The organism is Moraxella sp. CTOTU48717, from assembly GCF_032057165.1.
Taxonomy (GTDB): domain Bacteria; phylum Pseudomonadota; class Gammaproteobacteria; order Pseudomonadales; family Moraxellaceae; genus Faucicola; species Faucicola tetraodonis.
This window is the reverse complement of record NZ_DAMBBC010000010.1, coordinates 64788-84445: the sequence shown is the minus strand read 5'-3', so window position 1 is coordinate 84445 and position 19658 is coordinate 64788. Positions and strand designations below refer to the sequence as shown.

The 19658-nt window shown below is 45.2% G+C and carries 10 protein-coding genes and 1 pseudogene; 5 read left to right on the top strand and 6 right to left on the bottom strand.

Annotation, left to right across the window (positions count from 1 at the left end; genetic code table 11):
• Nucleotides 1-3: 3 nt before the first annotated feature.
• The 6 genes and pseudogenes from RT084_RS07585 to pilG all read right to left on the bottom strand — a co-directional run bounded on the left by RT084_RS07585 (nt 4) and on the right by pilG (nt 10939).
• Nucleotides 4-6669: an Hpt domain-containing protein gene (locus RT084_RS07585; protein WP_313098863.1), complete on the bottom strand. Its 6666-nt coding sequence runs from the start codon at nt 6667-6669 to the stop codon at nt 4-6.
• A 171-nt stretch (nt 6670-6840) separates the two neighbouring features.
• The gene (locus RT084_RS07580) at nt 6841-7704 is read right to left on the bottom strand and encodes a CheR family methyltransferase (protein ID WP_312383731.1); all 864 of its coding nucleotides are present in this window, start codon (nt 7702-7704) and stop codon (nt 6841-6843) included.
• A gap of 243 nt (nt 7705-7947) precedes the next feature.
• Nucleotides 7948-8982: pseudogene (locus RT084_RS07575) on the bottom strand (methyl-accepting chemotaxis protein); the annotation flags it as partial.
• Between the two features lie 419 nt (nt 8983-9401).
• Nucleotides 9402-9938, bottom strand: coding sequence for a chemotaxis protein CheW (locus RT084_RS07570; RefSeq protein ID WP_309592892.1), 537 nt, complete (start codon nt 9936-9938; stop codon nt 9402-9404).
• Between the two features lie 5 nt (nt 9939-9943).
• On the bottom strand, nt 9944-10306 hold the full coding sequence (locus tag RT084_RS07565; protein WP_312383730.1) for a response regulator: 363 nt from the start codon (nt 10304-10306) through the stop codon (nt 9944-9946).
• A 246-nt stretch (nt 10307-10552) separates the two neighbouring features.
• On the bottom strand, nt 10553-10939 hold the full coding sequence (pilG, locus tag RT084_RS07560) for a twitching motility response regulator PilG (protein WP_050324978.1): 387 nt from the start codon (nt 10937-10939) through the stop codon (nt 10553-10555).
• A 489-nt stretch (nt 10940-11428) separates the two neighbouring features.
• Between pilG and RT084_RS07555 the strand changes: the two genes are divergently transcribed.
• The 5 genes from RT084_RS07555 to RT084_RS07535 all read left to right on the top strand — a co-directional run bounded on the left by RT084_RS07555 (nt 11429) and on the right by RT084_RS07535 (nt 19645).
• Nucleotides 11429-12676 (top strand): efflux RND transporter periplasmic adaptor subunit, encoded by a 1248-nt coding sequence (locus tag RT084_RS07555; protein WP_313078407.1) that lies wholly within the window; start codon nt 11429-11431, stop codon nt 12674-12676.
• 64 nt (nt 12677-12740) lie between these two features.
• Nucleotides 12741-15923, top strand: coding sequence for an efflux RND transporter permease subunit (locus RT084_RS07550; RefSeq protein ID WP_313098853.1), 3183 nt, complete (start codon nt 12741-12743; stop codon nt 15921-15923).
• Between the two features lie 273 nt (nt 15924-16196).
• Nucleotides 16197-16934 (top strand): response regulator transcription factor, encoded by a 738-nt coding sequence (locus tag RT084_RS07545; RefSeq protein WP_062332572.1) that lies wholly within the window; start codon nt 16197-16199, stop codon nt 16932-16934.
• 169 nt (nt 16935-17103) lie between these two features.
• Nucleotides 17104-18738, top strand: coding sequence for a sensor histidine kinase (locus RT084_RS07540; protein ID WP_312383722.1), 1635 nt, complete (start codon nt 17104-17106; stop codon nt 18736-18738).
• A 169-nt stretch (nt 18739-18907) separates the two neighbouring features.
• Nucleotides 18908-19645, top strand: coding sequence for a methionine ABC transporter ATP-binding protein (locus RT084_RS07535; RefSeq protein ID WP_312383720.1), 738 nt, complete (start codon nt 18908-18910; stop codon nt 19643-19645).
• Nucleotides 19646-19658 lie beyond the last annotated feature (13 nt).

Below are 19658 nucleotides of genomic sequence, written 5' to 3'. Positions count from 1 at the left end.
GGCTTAGTCAGTTTTTGCTTGTTGGGTAAAGCGCGCTAACGTGTCTAACAGCATTTGTTCTTGGAATGGTTTACCCATGTATTCATTTACCCCGATACCAAACGCCCGTTCACGGTGTTTTTCACCGGTACGCGATGTAATCATGACGATAGGGATATGCTGGAGTCGTGGGTTATGGCGAATATGGTTGGCGACTTCAAAGCCGTCCATACGTGGCATCTCAATATCCAATACAATGACTTCCGGTAGCATTTCTTGCAGTTTTTCTAGCGCATCAATACCATCCGTTGCCACTTGGGCATCATAGCCGTTACGCTCCAGTAGGCGCGAGGTGACTTTACGTACGGTTACTGAGTCATCCACAATTAGTACCACGGGTTTGTGCGCTTGTTTGACCGACTTATTGGCTTTTTGCTGCTCGACTTTGGCGATATTGCTGACATTACGCATCAATGCCACCAAGTCAAGAATGAGCATGACCGAACCATCCCCCATGATGGTAGCAGCCGAAATTCCATCGATATGTGAGAGCTGACGACCGAGTGGTTTGACGACCACTTCAATACGAGAGCCTGCAATCATATCCACTTGCAGCGCCATGCGCTGACCTAAGTCAGTACGAATAATAATCACGGGTACGCTGCTTGACTGGTGCGCTAGTGCATCCACCGGGTCGCTACCGTATAAAATCTGATTGAGATAGCGCAGACGATAGGCTTGTTCATCGATATTGATACTATCGGCATTGGTGGTATAAAAATTAGCAATCGCATCGATATTGACCCGCATCACACGTTCAATTTGCACCAATGGTACAGCAAAGTATTTATCCCCTGCCCTAACCATCAAGGCATCAGACACCGCAACTGTCAATGGTAAACGCATGGTAAAGCGTGAGCCTCTACCACTTTCAGAATCGACGGTGACTACACCACCCAGCTGTTTGACCTCACTTTGTACCACATCCATACCCACACCACGGCCTGAGATTTGTGATACAGATTTGGCGGTGGACAGACCTGCGTTAAAGATATATTGCATGATATCAAGTGTTTTTAGACTGCTATCTTTGGCAGAAATCAAGCCTTGCTCAATCGCTTTTTCGCGTACCGCATTCACATTAATACCGCGCCCATCATCGATTAAGTTAATAACAATTTCACCACCTTCACGCAGCACTTCAAGCGTGATTAAGCCTGTTCTTGATTTACCACTCTCAATACGTTCTTGCGATTTTTCGATACCATGGTCAACGGCGTTACGTAGCATATGCTCAAGCGGTGAGGTAATACGCTCAAGGATATTACGGTCAATTTCACCTTCATCGTTTAGGATTCGTAGTTCAACAGACTTGCCAAGCTCGGTGGCTGTTTGACGGACGACCCGTTGCAGACGTGGCGTGATACGCGAGAATGGCACAGTACGTGAATCCATCAACCCTTCTTGCAAATCGGACTGGGTGCGTGATAATTGCAGTAGCAAGTTTTCGGTTTCACGGGTTTTATCGAGCATGGTCGTTTTGATGTCTAACAAGTCCGATGCCGATTCCGAGAGCGATTTTGACAGTTGGTTGAGCGCTGAATATTGGTCCATCTCTAACGGGTCAAAGTCATTTTCTAACGCATGTTCATCACCAATTTGTGACAAAATTTGAATCTCAAGCTCAGTTTCCATACGGCGTAGCTGATCTGCTAGACGCTGTACGGTTGCGCCCATCTCTTCGATATTGTTTGATAGACTCGATATACCCATCTCAATTCGTGAGCGGTTGATCGCGGACTCACCTGATAGGTTAATCATACGCTCCATGGTACTTGCAGAAATCCTAAGCGTCTCAGCATTAAGGCTCGATTGATCTTGCTCAGATTCAAAGTTACCCGTCATCAGCGGCATGACGCTTAGGTCGCGCTGTTTGACTTCTAACGTGTCTTGCCCGAGACTACTGCGATAGATATCAATTTGTTCAATTTGGCTGGTGAGGTTAACATTGGGGATTTCTTTTAAGCTATCAGGCTTTCGCGAGAATTGTTGCAGCGCTGCAACCAACGCCACCGGCGTTTGTGGGTTAAATTTATTTTCTAATACATAAATCGCACTTGCTAACCAGTCATGACACACCGCCAATAGGTTACCAATCATCCGAGTGGCAGGTTTGCGGCGGCTGCCTAGCTCTTCGTAGATGGTTTCCATTTCGTGCGCTAATGTAGCAATCCCTTCTGCACCGACCATTCTTGCACCACCTTTGATGGTGTGCAATTCACGTTGCAAGGCTTGTAATGCTGCAAGATCACTGTTATTACTACGGAACTCTTGTAAATGCTGGCTGCTGCTATCAATCAGCTCTTTGGCTTCTTCAAGATACACTTTTAAGATATCTTCGTCAGGCTCTTGACCTTTCCAAGTCTCTAAACGACGTTCTTCAAAGTTGTTAATAATTTCTTCGATGTAGAGTGGATCATTTTTCGCAAGCGCGCTATCACCCTCTTTGGCAGGTTGTTTTTGCTCTATCGACTCTTCAGGATTGGCTTCAACAATCAGTGGCACCGCAAATACCAAGTCTCGACTTTTTACTGTGCCGGCGATGACCTCATCAATTTGCTGGGCAAAATCTGTGGCTTCAAAAGAGCGACTAAATTGTCGAACTTGCTTGATCTGTGAGGCAATGGTTTCATGCAGCTTTTGCAGCAATGAAGCAGTATCGGTATCACTAGGTAAAATACCTTTGTCAATGGCGTCATACACTTGCTCACCACGTAACGCCATCTCGACGATACCCGATACCCCGATTAGCTCTGCACCCCCTTTTAAGATGTGCATATAATTAGCTAGTTCTTTGACCACCGCTAAATTGCTAAGGTTATTGAGCCATTGGTTGTAGTAATTTTGCATATCGGGCTGAATGGTTTGCACTTCATCCAAGAAAATCTGCAATAGTTCATCGTCGGTAGCAACTGTCTGGTACTCGATAGCATCCATCTCAGCTTGGTACTGACTTTTTGCCAATAATTTTCTTAAGCTTTCAATCGCCTCTTCATTGATATTGACGCGCAGTCCTGCTGCAATGGCGTCAAACATATTGATGAGCTGATTGTGTAAGCTCATTAAGCCATCATAAATGTCTTCGTTTTTGGCAAATTGCGGATAATCAGCGAGTTTTTTATAGGCAAACTGTAAAGTGCTTGGAATGATAAAATAGCTCAAACCTTCAGTCGCTTGCGCAAGCCTTGAGGCTTGTTGTTCAAGCTGCTCGGCATAAGCAATAACTTGTTCACTCTCACCAGCAAACTTAGCCTGTGCTTGCTGATCGGCATCGAGTAAGTCATCAATCCCAAGCGCTATCAGGTCTTTGACCGTCAGTTTTGTGCTTTCATAAGATTCAGTATTGGCATCTGTTAGCCGCTCAATCAAGTCGGCAACAATGTCAGTGTTATCTTCCACCACCGTCACATCATGATGGATTTTATGCTCATCAATGTAGGTTTGCAGTAGATCTGTGGCCTCTTGCAGGGTCAATAACTGGCTGGCGGTGAGCGGCATTTCATTATGTAATAAGTCGCCCAGTGCTTCTTCTACCGCGGCACTTAAGCGATAAACATTGTTGAGTTCAATCAGCGCTGCGCCACCACGCAAGGTATGAAATGCCCGTAATATGGCATCAGGCACATGCGTTGCAGGTTCACCCAAATGGTGGGTGATAAAGTTATCAATATCGACCAATAACTCGTCTGCTTCTTCAATAAATACGTCATCAGCGACATCCATTTCACTACTGATGTCACTAATGCCACTGACATTCTCTAGCACTTGAGTTTGGGCGTTGGCGTGACCAGACGAAAGCACCGCATCTGTGCGTGGTGCACTTGGCGAAGCTGCTGCCTGCCCCGCAAAAGCGGATAAGGCTTGATAGTAGCTAAAGCTGTCGCCATGTTTTTTGGCATAGCTATTAGCAACGGCTTGCCATAATTGAATCACGGCGGGATAGTCTGTACGATTTTGGGCAAAAATCGTGATGAGTCCAGCAAATGCGTCAATGACATCACTAACTAGACGTAAAACCCCCTCATCAACCGCTATGGTATGGTCAAGCACGCGATTGAGCATGTTTTCAATCGACCAAGCAAGCTCCCCTAGCTGATTGGCGCCAACCATGCGACCTGAGCCTTTTAAGGTATGAAAACCTCGGCGGATTTCTTTTAAGGTATCAAAATCATTGGGCTTGGCTTGCCAAGCTTGGTTAAGCGGTGCAATTGTCTCAATCACTTCATTGGCTTCTTCGATATAAATTTCTTGAATATCGGGATCGCTGACCGCATCTGTGACTATCGTTAGCTGTTCATATTCGCGAGCCACCACCTCAGGTAAGGCATGAATATCTTCTGTGGTTGATGGCGCAGTGTCGCTGGCAACTTCCCTACCTTGAGCCATATTATCACTGTCTTTAGCCAAACTAGCACTGACTGATACAAGGTTATCTAAGCCATTCGTTTTTGGCAGACCTGTGTTAATTGGCTGCTGCTGTAATAGATTAGTCGCTTGCAACACGGTAACCGCAGGGTCAATACTTGGCGCCCGCTGCTGCTGAAAATCTTCAACCAGTGTCGGCAGTTTGCGATGGGTATCTTTGATAAAGCCCACTAACGCATCACTAACCGCTAAAGTACCATCTAGCACACGGTTGAGCATGTTTTCTACTGCCCAACACATCTCACCAATTTGATGAGCGCCCACCATACGACCTGAGCCTTTTAAGGTATGAAAACCTCGGCGGATATCTTTGAGCGCGACTAATTCACGAGTGTCCACTTCCCATACGGGAATTTGCTCACCCAACTCAGCGAGGACTTCTTGCGCCTCTTCAATGAAAATATCTCGAATATCTTCATCCATACTGTAATCATCAGCTTTGAGGGCTTGCCTCGCAGCCGCTAGCGCTTGCGATTCTTGCACGCCATTCGTTTGCGTCATAGTTGTTTGCTTGATAGGCGCTTCTGAAGCCGTAGCTAGCACTTGTGTTGGTGCTTTCATATCACTGGCAATATATTCGCCTCCATCATCGTAAATCACTGTATCACTGCCAAAGTGCTTGGTTGGCGCTATCACTTCGGCGGCGGTTAATGGCGTTTCGATTAAGCGATTAAGCAATAAATTGGCGCGGTTAAGCTGTGTTTGGGTTTCATCCAAAAATTCTTCATTGACAGACTGATTGGATAAATAATCCAAAAATAGCTCAAAGCGGGCAAGCATGTCGGCGATGGCATCACTGGCTTCCGCGCTTAATACCTGTACCGAATTTTTATGCATACGGCTAAATAATAAGCGAATTTGCTCGACCAATTCTTTGGGACGTGTTAATCCTAATGCCCCAAAAACTTGAATAGTGGCAATCAATTCGTCATTGACAGTTAATTTATTTAAATCACGGGTTTGGATATATTGATTAAACGACTGTTTGATATGTTCAATATGCACGCGCGTTTGGCGCACCGCTTCATTTTGCGGATTGCTGGCATAGGCAAAATGCTTTAAGCCAATTTGGCTATCAAGGATTTCAACCGTTGACAACAACTGGCTATGAACATCTTGCAGCTGGCGTTCTACCTGCCAACTGAGTGATGACGCCATAAAAGTATCTTGCGTCATCAAGCGCACGTCATCGATAATTTGCGCCATTTGGTTTTCATAAAACACCCAACCGCGATTTGCCAAACTGTTTTTGACCGATTCAAGCAGCGGCAAAATGGTGAGCGGCTCATGCACTTGATAAATAATTTTTTCAAGTTTTTCTAATACTTGACTAAATAAATTATCAAGCGTGTCACTACTATTGATATCCAAGCTTGATAGCAGGGCTTTAGCATCATGCGATTTGTGGGTTAACGCATTGAGCGCTAATAACACATCAACTGCCAGACGAGACACGGTAATATCAGGGGTGAGAGTCAAATCATGCGTCAGCACCAATGACAGACTGTTTAATAGCGAAGCATAAGCGGTTGGCGCAGGCTTGTCATTGATGGTTAGGTTATTGCACCACACTGCGACCAACTGCCAAAATTGACGCCAAGCAGGATTGATGGCAGCCTGGGATAAATAGCCAGCAACCTTGGTCAGTGCATCTAAATGTTTGCTATCGTTGGTCGCGTTTTGTAGTAGTTGCAAACTGGTATAACGCCAGATTTTAAGTAACTCATCGGCTTGGGCACTGTCCCATGAATGTTTGATGTCTGGCGTGGGTAATTGGCTTAAAAATAATAAAGTATTGTCTGTGGCAGCTTGGATGGGCTCATAAGATGATGCTATGCCAAGCAATTGCTCAAAATAAGCGATTCGGTCATTGACCCAGTCGGTATGAATCTGCTGTTTAGCTTGTACTTGTTCAATATCAAATTGCAGCAACCTCACCGCATGGCTGATTTGACTAAAATACTGCGGGGATAAAGTTTCTTGCTGAATGGCGATAGTGGTTTTATCAAGCGTTTTTGCCAGTTTTGATAAGGCTGGCTGGTTGGCAAGCGCGAGTGCACCGGTGATTTGGTGCAAATGTTGACCGATTAACTGCCACGCTGGCTGCGTGTCCTGTCGTTGTAGCAACTGGTTAAGTTCACCAAATACGTCTTTTAAAACCGGCATCAACCAGTCTAAGGCGATCAAATTACGTTGTTTACTCATACCATATTCCTAGTACAACGACTGTCAAAAACGATGACGATTTTTCTCGATGTTAAGTTAGCTGTAACGCAGTCGTTTATTAATTTCTTATATCACTTAAAATAACTTACCCGCTGTCTGGCGTCAACTCAGGTTGATAGCTTTTATAACCTTCAATATTGACTTCACTGATTAGCGCTCAATATTTGCCACTGCTTTGAGCCAATCTGGGGCAACCGTTTTGCAATAGCCATTGATTGTCGGTACGGCAATTTGCTGTAAATCTGGATCACTAAACACCAGACTTTCACCTGCGCCTAATAACAAAACACCATCATCCGCCAAATAACGGGCTAAATAACGCACGATGTCACGCTGCTCAAATTGCCGAAAATAAATTAACACATTGTTGCAGACAATCATTTGGCATTGACCTGCCTCTAGAGGAATCGATTGCTGAGCATCGACTAAATTTTTGCTAAAAAACTTCAATTGCGATTTTATTGTAGGGATTAGCGTAAATTTATCCCTACCAACGTCTTTAAGATAGTGATGATACAGAGCAGGAATAAACGGTTTTTGCGCGTTGTCATAGTTGCCAAGCGTTGCATCAATCAATGATTGCTGGTGAAAATCTGAGCCAAACACCTGATAAACTTGCATCCCATCCAAGGCATTTTCTAGACATAGTGTAATCGTGACTGCCTCCTGCCCTGTCGAACACCCCACACTCCACGCTGTAAAACTATGTTGTTGGTTTTGTGGCTGCAAATGCCATGCGTTGGCAACTGCTTCAGCAAATGCAAAAGTAGGTAAATGCCGAAAAAACTGGGTTCTAGGAATCAATATATCATCGATTAGCTGATGATAGATAGTAGTATTCTGCACAATTGTCTGTAATAACGCCGTACTGTCAAGCGCATTGCGCCGCATATGCCGCTCAATGATACCTTTTACCCAGTTGTTCTGAGACTTTGGTAGGATAAAACCCACTTGGTGTTCAACATAGTTGAGCCACAGTGACAATGCTTGCTCAGATAGATGGTATTGTTGCATAAAAGTTATTTAGTCTTACCTCTAGCCTAGTTGTTATCGGTGAATAACTTATTATCGGTACGTGACTTGGCATTAAAAAATCTCAATTAGTGATTAAAACAACCGCGTCCAACTCCTCATCTAACACCCATACCCTTGTTTACTACTTATAATTCATCTAACAGTCATAAAAAGAAAGGTGGTAAAAACCACCCTTTACTTTTAGCTAACTGTTGATTACTAAGCCTAATTAAGCATTAGCCATTAAGCGCTTGCTAAAGCATCATCTGGCAATTTAAAGCCCGATACTGATTCTTGAAGCGCCGCCGCCATTTCATTAAGCTGACCGATTGAACGAGCGGCTGCCATGGTACCTGAGGTGGTTTGCGAGGTAATATCTTGAATGACGTTCATCGTATTTGAAATATGACCCGCCGAGGCTGCCTGCTGACGCGCAGCATTCGAGATACTCTGAATCAATGATGCCAAGTTGTTAGATACAGTTTGTACTTCTTCAAGCGCCTCACCCGCGTCTTTTGCAAGTTTTGCACCGCGTACAACTTCTGCGGTGGTTGATTCCATCGACATCACCGCTTCGTTCGTATCTGCCTGAATGGTTTTAACCAGTGTTTCAATCTGTTTGGTCGCTGTGGCTGAACGTTCTGCTAGGCGCTGTACCTCGTCAGCAACAACCGCAAAACCACGACCTGCTTCACCCGCCATCGATGCCTGAATTGCTGCATTCAACGCCAGGATGTTGGTTTGGTCAGCAATGTCATTAATCAGTCCAACGATATCGCCAATCTCTTGCGATGATTCACCGAGGCGCTTAATACGTTTTGAGGTTTCTTGAATCTGGTCACGAATGGTATTCATACCATCGATGGTACGTTGTACCACTTCTGCCCCGTTATAGGCAATCGCAACCGAACGGTCCGCAACCGCAGCAGATTCGGCGGCATTTGAAGATACTTGGTCAATAGACACCGCCATCTCATTAATCGCTGCAGAGGCTCCCGCAATCTCTTGCGCTTGGCTTTCAGAGGCTTGGGCTAGTTCAACTGCCGTTGCCTGGGTTTGGTCAGAGGCGCGAGCGACTCGCTCTGCGGTGACGTTAATCGCAGAAACCAGTTGACGCAATTGGTCAATTGCAAAGTTGACCGAGTCTGCAATCGCACCTGTAAAGTCTTCTGATACCGTTGCGTTCACGGTCAAGTCACCTTCCGCCAAGTCACCTAACTCATCAAGCAAACGCAAAATCGCCATTTGGTTACGTTCGTTTTCTTCTTGGATTCTGCGGGCACGTTCAGATTCAACCTCCATCTCATGACGCTGACGCAGCGTTTCACGCTCACCTTCTACCATTTCGCGATGGGTTTTGGCACTAATCTGGCGGGTCAAAAAGTAAATCGCCCCAATGACGCCTAATACAATCAAAATAGAGGGCAACCAAATCGTCAAAAAATTATGGGCAACACTATTCTGTTGACGTACCAAAATCAGCAATTGGTAGAGTCGATAAATAAATGCCAAACTAGCAACACCACCACAGATACTTGCCCAAATAATCCAGTTGGTTGAGCCCCCTCTATTCAAACGATAATTACTCTTGCCAGGCCCGACCGCGACAGGGGAGTTGGTATTGGTACTTAGGGTCGAAGTTTTAGTATCCATGATATGGTAAACCCTCAATTGTTTTAATGAGTTAGAAAATTAGGTTATAACGCTGCTTCTAAATAACGCGTGTCTTGCGCCAATAAGCTTGGCATAAACACATACCAAATCTGCTCGTTTTGTCTAAAACGACCATGCGTATACTGCGCGAGCGGCGAATCGTTCGGCATCTCGATAGGCTGATATTGCCCACGACTAAAGGTTTGGATACCCAATACCTCATCAACTTGTAAGCCACTAAAGAGCTTTGGTTGATCAATCAACAAAATCTTTTGATTGCCTGATTGATAGTTTAAGCCTGATGGATGTAAACCTAAGAAGTTCGACAAATTGGTAATCGGTAATAACCGTCCCCGAACATTGGCAATCCCTAGTAGCCAAGGTTTTGACAAAGGCACCGAGGTATAGGCAGGCAGAGATAGTACCTCAGCCACATCACCGAGTGGGGCTACCAAGTGGTGGCCACCTAGCGAAAACGCGACCCCTAGCCACTGATTTCTTTGGTCAAAGTGAGTACCTTTTTGTCGTTTGATACCGCGGTTAGCGAGTCTTAAAAGCTCGATAAAGCCGTTTGAGGACACGAAACCTACTCCATCACGGCGCAGATTACAGTGATTAATGCTTCTTCTGTAATCGGCTTACTTAGATAATCCCGGGCACCTTGGCGCTTGCCCCATACACGGTCAGTTTCTTGATTTTTAGTACTGATGATAACAACAGGGATATGACTGGTTTTTGGGTCACGGGTAAGTTTGCGGGTCGCTTGAAAGCCGTTCATCTCTGGCATGACCACATCCATCAAAATCACATCTGGGAAAAACTCATTGGCTTTTTGAATCCCATCCTCGCCTGTATGCGCTTCAATGACTTCGTGCTGATGACGAGTCAAAATATCTCGAAATTTTGCCATTTCTGATGGTGAATCATCAACTACTAAGATTTTGGCCATACACTTACCCTTTTACCTAATTATTGATTGCATTAATATTTTACTGTTTTGTATGTCGGTGGGAATAAAAACCCAACAGCACAACGGTTAAACTAAACACGCATCCCAAATCTACGTCTAGCTAGGTTGCAATCTGGGCTTATATTTCAGTCATATCGAGTGATTGCAGACTTTAGGGGTTAACAACAGTTGCAAGCAATGGCATGCTGTTTAGCTTCAACCTAGCGCATGAAGAAGCACAGCGCATTAAGACGCAGGACGATGACGCTCAATGGTATCAAATAGCTCTTCTTTACTAAATGGTTTGGTCAAGTACTCATCTGAGCCGACGATACGACCGCGCGCTTTATCAAACAAGCCATCTTTTGATGACAGCATAATCACGGGCGTGGCAGCAAAATCTGCGTTGTTTTTGATTAGTGAACAAGTCTGATAACCGTCGAGGCGTGGCATCATGATATCGACAAAAATCAAATCTGGGTTGGTATCCGCAATTTTTGCCAACGCATCAAAGCCATCAACGGCAGTAGTCACCTCACAGCCTGCTTTGGCAAGTAACGTCTCTGCGGTACGACGAATGGTTTTTGAATCGTCAATAATCATGACTTTTAGGCCTTCAAAATTTGCATCCATAATATTTTCCTAATGGTTGTTTCGCTACGATTTTGCTACCCATTGTCCTATAGCGATTGCTCAAAACTTTAAGTTATAGGCGTTGGGGCAACTATCAAATGATGCCTCAACCCTCAAAAGCAACTGGTACAATTTTTGACAATTAAACAAAGCTATTCTAAATAATTTTTATAAGATATAACAAATATTTCATACAGTATAGTTACAAACCAACTGTATGGTGATATTTTTAAAATACTACCATACTTTTTTGCTGCAAAGTATGCTTAAATCGATGCACTTACCGTTCATTTTTAACATCCTATGATGATTCAGGTCTGATCTATTGACTGCTTTGTAGATTGCCCATACACCCATGTTAATATGCACGGATTCCATGATGCTAGTGACACATCTTGAGATAAGCTTAGAAAAGTTTATTGTACTGGTTATTTCTACATCATTTTATATTTTTTTAAGTTGATTGTTTGCGCTGAGGACGTCTCGTTCATGATAACATCGAAGTTTATCACCAAAGTTGTACCGCTGAGCCTAGCTGTGGCTACCACTGTTATGAGTTTGAGTGGCTGCCAAAAACAGCAAAACGACAGCAAAAGCCCGCTGTCAACCCAAAAGACTCAAGTCACCACCGCGTCAGCCACCACGCAAATCGCCAATAACGAGATTCAGCTATTAGCCGCTGATGTCATCACCGCCAAAGCAGACCGTTTTGAACCAAGTGTCACCGTGACAGGGACGCTGCAGCCTTCAGACCACACAGTGGTGCAATCAACCGTGAATGCGCAAGTGCAGCAAGTGCTCGCTGATGTGGGTAAAACTGTGGCAAAAGGTGAGCCACTGGTTCGACTTGATATCAGCGATAGTAAAAACCAACTCGCTCAAGCGCAAGCCGATGTTGCTGCCGCCCAAGCACAAGCCATCGTCGCCAATAAACTTGCTGAGCGCAATAAAATTTTGCTCGAGCAAGGCTTTGTATCACAAATAGAGTATGAGCGCAGTGTGGCAGATAGCATTGCCCAGCGTGAATCCATCAAAGCCAAACAAGCCCAATTAAGTAGCGCACAAAAAATGTTTGGTGATACCACGATTTATGCGCCTACCGCGGGGATTGTCAGCAGTCGCAGCGTCAATGTCGGACAGGTAGTCACGCAAAACCAAGCCTTAATGGAAATCATTGACCCAAATAAACTTGAGTTTGCCGCCAATGTCCCTAGCGAAGCACAAACACAGCTACAACTGGGTCAACAAGTGCCTTTTACTATTAGTAATCAAACCAATCAGTACATCGGACAAATTAGCCGCATTTCGCCCCAAGTCGATGCCGCCACTCGCCAGCTGACCATTTATATCGCGGTTAAACCTTCTCAGCGTAATCGTGGACTTCGACCAGGCATGTATGCCACGGGCAAGCTTAATTATGGGGTTGCACAAGTTGGGGTATTGGTGCCGATGTCAGCGGTAATGCTTGAGTCAAAAGCCTTAGATTCTAACGCCAAAGATACGGCTAAAGGCGCAGCCAATAAACCCAGCGACCAATCCGCCACAAGCCCAACCTTAGAAGCAGGCACGATTTTGGTGGTCAATAGAGACAATGTGATTACCAAACAGCCTATCAAGGTACTCAAACACCTTGACGATACCAGTCAGTATTTAATTGCTGGCATCGAGCCTAACACCACAGTGATTGTGGCAAATCTCAATGCCAATGATGTGGGTAAAAAAGTCGTGCTCAAATAGCTTACTGATAGTGTTTCATTCAATCATTTTATATTGTTAAAAATTTTAGTATTAGGAATTTGCTATGTGGCTCACCCGCGTCAGTATCAACAATCCTGTATTTGCCACCATGATCATGCTCGCGCTGATGGTCATTGGATTACTGGCAACATTTCGCATGAAAGTTGAGGAATTTCCTAATATTGAATTCCCTTTTGTGGTGGTCAATACCGTTTATAGTGGTGCTTCGCCTGAAGTCATCGAGACCGACATTACCAAAAAAATTGAAGACCAAGTCAATACCATCGCCGGTGTCAAAGAAGTGACCTCCGTCACCCAACAAGGCCTGTCACAAGTCATCGTGCAGTTCGATTTAAATATCCCGTCCGATGTTGCCGCGCAAAATGTGCGTGATAAATTGGCACTGGTGACCCCCACCTTTCGGGATGAAGTCACCACGCCTATCGTTGCGCAGTACAATCCTGCCGACGCACCTGTAGTGTCTGTCACGTTTCGCTCTGACAAAATGTCGCTTCGGGAATTATCCACTTATTTAGACAACACGGTCAAAAAACAGCTACAAACAGTCACAGGGGTGGGTCGTGTCGATATCTTGGGGGGTCGTCAGCGTCAAATCCGTGTGCTACTCAATCCCACCCAAATGAATGCCTATAAAGTCTCAGTCAATCAAATTAGCAATGCGCTACGCTCAGAAAACGTCGAATTACCTGTTGGTACTATCAACAATCAAAACCAAGAAATGGTGATTCAAGTCAACGGGTTGGTCAAAACACCCAATGAGTTTAACCAAATCATTGTCGCCCAAAATCGTTCAAGCACGGGTGCTATCGTGCCTGTGTACTTATCGCAAGTTGCCCAAGTCGTTGATGGGCAAGCCGAGGCTGAGTCAGCGTCGCTACAAAATGGTCAACCTGCGGTGGCAATGGATATTATCAAAATGTCGGATGCCAATGTGATTGATGTGGTTGATAAAACCCAGCAGCGTCTGGCAGAAATCCAAGCGACCCTACCCTCAGGTGTCACTATGACGGTGGTGGCTGATAGCTCCAAAAGTATTCGCGGCTCGTTAAATAATGTGGTACGCACCTTGATTGAAGGGGCGATATTGGCGGTGTTTATTGTTTGGTTGTTCTTAGGGTCGTGGCGCTCGACCATTATCACAGGATTGACGCTGCCCATTTCGCTGCTCGGTACTTTAGCGGCGATTTGGACGTTTGGTTTTTCCATCAACATGATGACCCTACTGGCGCTGGCATTATGTATCGGACTACTGATTGATGATGCGATTGTGGTGCGGGAAAATATCGTACGCCATGTGGGTATGGGCAAACATCACCGCCAAGCGGCGCTTGATGGCACCCAAGAAATCGGGCTTGCCGTGCTAGCGACGACGCTGGTGATTGTGGCGGTATTTTTACCCGTGGCTTTTATGGGCGGGATTATCGGACGCTTTTTTTATCAGTTTGGCGTGACCGTTTCCACCGCTGTGTTGCTGTCGTTATTTGTTAGTTTCACACTTGACCCGATGTTGTCTTCGATTTGGCCAGACCCAGATGCCGCGCACCAACATGACCGACTCAATGGGCGGGTATCGTTTCGCAAGCGACCGATTGCTTGGCTATTAGCGGGTTTTCAGCGCCTGTTAGATCGGTTGACCAATCTATATAGCCATATTCTTGCGTGGAGTCTACGCCATCGTTTGATAACGGTGCTTATTGCAATTGGCTCACTGGTTGCCGCATTTTTTGCCGTGGGGTTGGTGGGCAAAGAGTTTGTCCCGCAAGCGGATATGAATGAAATCAAAGTCAAATTTGAAACACCTGTTAATGCCAATCTTGACTACACCCAGCAAAAAGCAGCACAAGTCAATGCGGTATTACAAAGTTTTCCTGAGGTTACCAATACTTATGCCACGGTTAATGCGATGTCCTATAGCGGTAACAATCGGGTACAAGTGAATGTATCGTTAGTACCCAAAGATGAGCGCACGCGCGGACTAGATGCCTTAAACCGTGCCATGCGTGAGCAATTGCAGCAGGTAGGCGGCATTAAAGTCACCTCTGTGGCAGCCGCTGCCATGGCGGTCAGCGGTGGTCTTAAGCCGATTATGATATCCATCAAAGGCAATGATTTAAATGAGCTGCAACGTTTATCCAATGAGTTTATGCAAAAACTCTCAAACGTCAATGGCTTGGTAGATTTGGAAAGCACGCTTAAACAGCCCAAATCAATGGTCAATGTCACCATTAACCGAGAAGCAGCAAATGACGCCGGTCTTTCGATTGGGCAAATCGGACAAGCATTACGCCCGCTGCTGGCCGGTGACAATGTGAGCACCTTTAAAGATGACAACGGCAACAATATCGATGTCAACGTGCGCTTAAATGACGACAACCGCCAGACCATCTCGCAACTACAATCCATGTACTTGTCATCAAGCCGTACGGATCAAAATGGTCAACCAGTGCTAGTGCCGCTATCGCAAGTGGCGAATTTTAGTGAAACCTTAGGTGCACCGCAAATCAACCGGCGTTCGCTGTTTCGTGAGGTGGTAGTCCAAGCCAACACGGACGGCAGACCGGCAGGTGATATCGGCGCGGATATCACAAAAATCCAAAACGAGATGAAACTGCCGCCCGGTTACAGCTTTGCGGTACAAGGCTCTAACAAGGACATGGCAGAATCCATCGGCTACGCAACAACCGCGCTTGGACTGGCAATTGTATTTATCTATATGTTGTTAGGGTCACAGTTTAATAGCTTTTTATACCCTGTGGCGATTATGGCATCGCTGCCGTTATCGCTGATTGGGGTGTTCTTTGCGTTATTTTTATTTGGCTCTAGTCTTAATATGTTTTCTATCATCGGCATTATCATGCTGATGGGATTGGTGTGTAAGAATGCGATTTTGCTCATTGATTTTATTAAAGAATCTTTGTCAAACGGTTTGAGTCGTAATGAAGCTATTATGCTCGCGGGTCAAACGCGCCTGCGCCCCATTTTGATGACTACCGCTGCCATGGTGATGGGGATGATACCGCTGGCACTGGGCATCGGTGAAGGGTCGGAGCAGCAAGCACCGATGGCACACGCTATTATTGGCGGGGTGATTACTTCAACTTTATTGACCTTGATTGTGGTGCCGGTGATTTATACCTATTTAGATGATGGCAAACAGCGGTTTTTTCGGTTATTTGCTAAAAAGGAAGCAAAAACCCTTGCAATAGAGCGCCACGACTCACTTTAAGCAATAATTCATTACAATTTTATACAGTGTAAAGAAACTTAAGAATGAGTAGCCCAGTACAATTTTAAATTGGGCTATGCATTAATTGGGCTGTGTGATTGATAGCTGTATGATTGGCAGCTAAGAAGTTTTATAAATCTGTGTAAGACACTATCATATTGGCAGTCTATTGCTATATGATAATAGGCTCTTGATTGATGATAGAAGCCTGGCTTTGATGAGCAAAAGCAATAATAACAACTGATTTATTTTAGAGAATTTTTGGAGTTGGTGATGGAAGAAAATAATAGTGGTACTAAAACCGTACTATTGATTGAGGATGATCCAGATTTAGCCGAGTTGATTAGCGAATATTTGGGCATGAACTACTATGAGGTTCAGCATGCCCCAACCGCAACAGAAGGTCTAGAGACGCTATTTAACCCTGCCAAATCCATTGACTTGGTAATTTTAGATTTGATGTTGCCGGATATGGATGGCATGCAAGTGTGTCAACGTATTCGTCAGCACAAAGATAGTCGTCTGGCGCAAACGGCGATTATCATGCTCACCGCCAAAGGTGACACCACTGACCGTGTGTTGGGTCTTGAAATGGGCGCGGATGATTATGTCTCAAAACCATTTGAACCGCGTGAACTATTGGCGCGTATCCGTGCGGTCATGCGCCGTCATGACCTGCCGCTTCATCAGCAAAAAGAAGATAACTTAGTATTTGGTCGCTTAAAGGTTTATCCGGACAGCCATGAAGTGACGATTGATGATGAGCCGGTGCGTTTGACCACCCACCAGTTTCAGTTATTGCATTACTTTGCTACCCACTCAGGTAAAGTACTGAGCCGTGAACAGCTCTGGCATGCGATGCCAAACGATGACAGCAGTGATAACATCGACCGTGCCATTGATGTGCATATTTCACGTCTGCGCGCGCTGATTGAAGACAATCCTCGCCAGCCAAAACGCATTATCACAGTGCGTGGTGTCGGCTATCAGTTTGCCACTGACCAAGTGTAAGAGTGTAAGATAGCTTGACAAATTTAACACGCAAAAGGTCATCATCCTTGGTTATTTATGCTAGCAAAGCTATTATAATAGCCAATGATGACCCACGATTTCTGGATTCTGTGTGCGATTAAGCGGCATAAAATTTAACAGTGTATTTAGCAAGTTATTTGCCAGCGTTATGCTGGCATTGGTCATTTTTGCTGGGGCAATGGTAGTTTTAAGCCATTTGGTACACGATACTTCGGCCAACACCCGCCACCAAGTCATTGCCAGCCAAGTCACCCAGCAGCTAGACCCGCTACTAGTGGAGCTACGTACCGCTCAAGACCAACAAAAAAACCTCGAAACCCGTTATTTACTTGCCCTCGTACGTCGTAGTTTTAATATCTATAGCGATTCACTCAACGCCAAATTTGGTCTATACGATGGCAAAAGTGGCGAAGCGATTATGATCATGCGTGGGCTGCCTGCCACTTTACCCCCAAACCCGCCATTTTTTTCCTCTTTGTTTCCTAGAGATGATCCAAAACACCCGACCGAAATTCAAGTCAATAGCCAATCGGGTTATGTGCTGTTATACCAATCAAAACTTAGTAACCGCCGTGCGATTTCGCCCGCGATTAATTTACTGACAGGCACCTTGCTACTGCTGCTCATTATGTCGGGCATGTTATGGATGATTGCACGTACCATGACATGGCGTATCAATCAGCTAAGTCGGCAAATCACCCAACTGGGTGATGGCGATTTCTCTGCCCGTGTCACGCCCGTGGGCAACGATGAAATTACCATTTTGGCACGCGGTTTTAACCAAACCGCCGAGCGTATCGAAACCTTGATGAATGCCAATAAACTGCTGTTAGCGCATGCTTCTCATGAGATTCGCACACCGATTACCCGTATTCGTCTACAAGTTGAAATGATGACCATGCTGGCAAGTCATTTTGACAAAACAATACAAGATAAAGTACAAAAACGTGCCGATGCCATCAACCGTGATTTAACGGGTCTTAATGATTTGGTGGAAAGTATTTTGCTCGTCAGTCGTATGGATGCCGGTCATGCGATAGAAAAAGTAGAAGACGTCGATTTATATGAGTTAATTAAAAACGAGATTCAGCACTACCCCCAAGCTAGCTTTACGGGTGGTCATATTATCATCCAAGGACAAGCCAAACTTCTCACCCACCTGGTGCGTAATTTGCTCGACAATGCCCATCTCCATGGCGTCCCACCTGTGAGCGTACAGCTGTACGCCATTGATGATGCGGGTAATCAACTGGCAATTGATGCTCTACCTACCATCCAAGAGAGTACCAAAGATACCGATACTCAAAAACATATCGATGCTCAAAAAGATAAAATAGCGTTGCCCGCCCCTATAAAAGATACCACCAGTGCCCTTAAAAACGGCAATGACATCACCTTTGATACTACGATATCCGCGACCACTATACCTCTAGCAACAAACACAGCAACGGACACAGCAGATAGCGAAGCAACTTCGAACAAACTGGCTAACAAACCAAAAAATAAATCCTCTATTTTTTCCCGTAAAAAATCTGACATTGTGCACCTGCCAGAATTTCATCAGGTGTGTATTGCGGTTATCGACCAAGGTACAGGCATTCCTGAAGACAAACGCACCGATATTTTCAGTCCATTTGTACGGCTACAACAAGAGAAAAAAGGCTCAGGGCTCGGGCTATCTTTGGTCGCGCAGATTGTCAAAGCCCATGGCGGTAGTATCATCACCGACACAGTGCATGGTCATACCCGCTTTTTGGTCACATTACCTATCACCCAATCGTAACCGCTTTTAACTCTGCCTATAGTTTTGTCACAATTTTTTTTGCTTTTCTCCTTTATTATTTAATTAAACCCACCATTCGGCATTTATTTATTCGTTAAAGCGACTAAACGCTGACGACGAGCTGTGCTAAAATTACCTTCTTTTAGCCACTGCAAAATTTTTTATTATCATGATTACCATTGATAAAGTTACCAAACGCTTCCAAACCCAAGATGGCAACTGGTTTACCGCGGTAGAGCCGACATCGCTCACAATCCAACAAGGCGAGATTTTTGGCTTGATGGGTTATTCGGGCGCGGGCAAATCCACCTTGCTACGCTTGATTAATTTACTTGAACGCCCAGATAGCGGCACGGTCACCATCGATGGCAAGGAGCTGACTTCGCTATCCACCCACGATTTGCGCCATGCCCGTCAAAACATCGGGATGATTTTTCAGCAGTTTAATCTGATGGCAAATCGCACGGTGGCACAAAATATTGCCTTTGCCCTAGAAATTGCCGGTTGGGAAAAAGCAGCCATCATGCCGCGGGTGATGGAATGCCTTGAAATTGTCGATTTGGTCAATCGCGCCAACCACTATCCCGCCCAGCTCTCTGGCGGTCAAAAACAGCGGGCAGGTATCGCACGGGCGTTAGCACCCAAGCCTCATGTAATGCTCGCCGATGAGCCCACCTCGGCGCTCGACCCTGCGACAACAAAATCGGTGTTAGCCTGTCTCAAGGATATTAATGACAAGTTTAACGTCACTATCGTGATTGTGACCCATGAAATGTCTGTGATTCGCAAGCTGTGTAACCGCGTCGCTCTGCTTGATAAAGGCAAATTGTTGGAAGTTGCTGACGTACATTCGGGGCAAATTCATGCCACCACGCCGATTGGGCAGCTGCTGATTAGTGATGATTAATGGCGCACAAACA